The following is a 1960-nucleotide window of genomic DNA, read 5'->3' as shown; positions in this document are numbered from 1 at the left end:
CAAAAAAATGAGTATCTGGCTTCAGAGCGAAACCGGGAACGGGCATCAAAAAGAAGCTGAAAGCCTACATGGAATCGGTGGTGGTGGACGTGTTCGGCTATGAGAAGCTGGTAAACAAAAGCATACGAAGCTTTGCGTGTGAAGTCTCCCGAACCTGGGGTGTTGCTGCCGACGAGGTGGGGGTACGTATTAGTTACCCTGGTGAAACCTTGCGGGTATACCTCCATGTCAGAGGCAGACAGGTAAAAGAATTGACGGTTTTGGAGTTGGTCCGCTTTTTTATTGGGTCCACCACAGCCGGTATGGAGCAAAAGGTAGCGGCCAGTGTCATCCGGTTCCTGGATGAATGCAGAGACAATAGTCAGTCGTGATACTTAACAAGCCGATGCTGCGCCATCGAATCTTTCATTAATCCTACTTCTATGTTGTAAATCAAGTTTTTAGTTGAGATTTTTCTGAACTAGCTAAAAATTGGACATATTGATCCTGTCTTTGCCTGCGTGGCTGGTGATTGGAAACCTCAGCGAACAAGCAGGATTTACACTAAAAAATGGAATGGGTTGTTTGAGCCCATTTCTTTTTTAGAGAAAAAGAAAAAGAGTTTCCCTCAGGTAATCTATCAACCTATAGGTGACGATTGATTTGAAACATACTTCTATTAACAGACACTTTCGTGCTGCATTTCCCTGTTTAATTTTCTAAAAATGGCCAGCCGTAGACTTTATCAAAACAGACATTACTGCTGCAGTAGAATTAAAACGGTCTGACCAATGAAATGTGTTTACATGTCAATCAACTCAATTTAGCATTAACTATTCGTTAATATCTTATATTTTTCACGATTTATCAATACATATCGCATCCGGCTTATTAAGCATTTTGCAATTCGAATAATCGCTTCATTAGGCTTCATTCGTACACACAGTTGGTTATACTTTTTCATCAATGCAGGATCTTTGCGCGCAGCGATCCAAGCACTTTCTACAAGTAAGCTACGCAATTGCTTTTTCCCTCTTGGGGTAATATTTCCAACACGCTCTTTATCAGAGGACGAATGAGTTGAAGGTACCATGCCAATGTAACTGCAAAGATGGTCCAGCTTCTCATATTTACTCATAGATTCAAGTTCTGTTAGCCATGTCATCGAAGTTAATAACCCAACTCCTGGCACTGAACAAAGTAAAGCTACATCTTCGGCGTAATAGGATGACCGTGAAAGGTTCTTGATCTTTCTGGTAATTTCTAAAAGCTGGCTCCTTTGATACTTACTTATGTTGATCAAAAACTGAAGACTATCCTTGCCACTATTTTCTACGAATGATAAACGCTCCAACCATTCCATAAAGGCATTAGACCAATGAGAAGTATTATTTTTAAAGCGTTCAGGAAATTCAATGCCATAAAAGAATAGCAATCCTTTTATTCGGTTCTTATTCCTCTGTAAATCTTTCAATACAGCCTTCCTCACTCGAAGTAATGAGCGGTCTTCTCTATTTTTCTTCGAAGGAATACGTATCGGAGTTAATTCTCCATTCCGTAAACTACGAGCAATCTTTCGACTGTCCCGTTTATCCTCTTTTTGCCGCTTTTCTTTATCTGTAGTAGGGATATCGCTAGGATTAACTACTATCGAATGGATGCCAAGAGAAAGCAATCTGTCATGAGCCCAAAAACCACTGAATCCTGCCTCATAGGCACTATGATACTCCGCTCCCGGAAAATGAGTAGTCAAATATTTATGTAATTGATCGGGCTCTGGATCCTGACTGAACGTCTTGTGGGTTAGATGCTCTCCGATGATGCTAACCTTCCAATTGCTTTTGTGAACATCTATGCCCGCATAGATCTTCTCCCATTCAAATGTTACTGTATTATCTTGTCTGTGCATAAGCTTATGAGGTATTTAAAGTTCTTATCTTTAAGGTATCTCAGGCTTTGCCTTTACAAACATAGGGGCTTT

The 1960-nt window shown here is 40.5% G+C and carries 2 protein-coding genes; one reads left to right on the top strand and one right to left on the bottom strand.

Annotation, left to right across the window (positions count from 1 at the left end; translation table 11 throughout):
• The first annotated feature begins 83 nt into the window (after window positions 1-83).
• Complete coding sequence (locus tag AAGA18_16220; protein ID MEM9446887.1) at window positions 84-371, top strand: hypothetical protein; 288 nt, start codon at window positions 84-86, stop codon at window positions 369-371.
• Window positions 372-808: 437 nt separating this feature from the next.
• On the opposite strand, the gene AAGA18_16215 is transcribed toward AAGA18_16220, so the two are convergent.
• Window positions 809-1888: an IS110 family transposase gene (locus AAGA18_16215; protein ID MEM9446886.1), complete on the bottom strand. Its 1080-nt coding sequence runs from the start codon at window positions 1886-1888 to the stop codon at window positions 809-811.
• Between the last annotated feature and the right edge of the window lie 72 nt (window positions 1889-1960).

The sequence above is a fragment of the Verrucomicrobiota bacterium genome (assembly GCA_039192515.1).
Lineage (GTDB): Bacteria > Verrucomicrobiota > Verrucomicrobiia > Methylacidiphilales > JBCCWR01 > JBCCWR01.
Note: the sequence above shows the minus strand (reverse complement) of the source record. Positions and strands in the feature narration are given on the sequence as shown.

Bases quoted from the DNA above. Each gene is read 5' to 3' on its own strand.
- AAGA18_16215 (MEM9446886.1), bottom strand. From the start codon at position 1,888: ATGCACAGACAAGATAATACAGTAACATTTGAATGGGAGAAGATCTAT.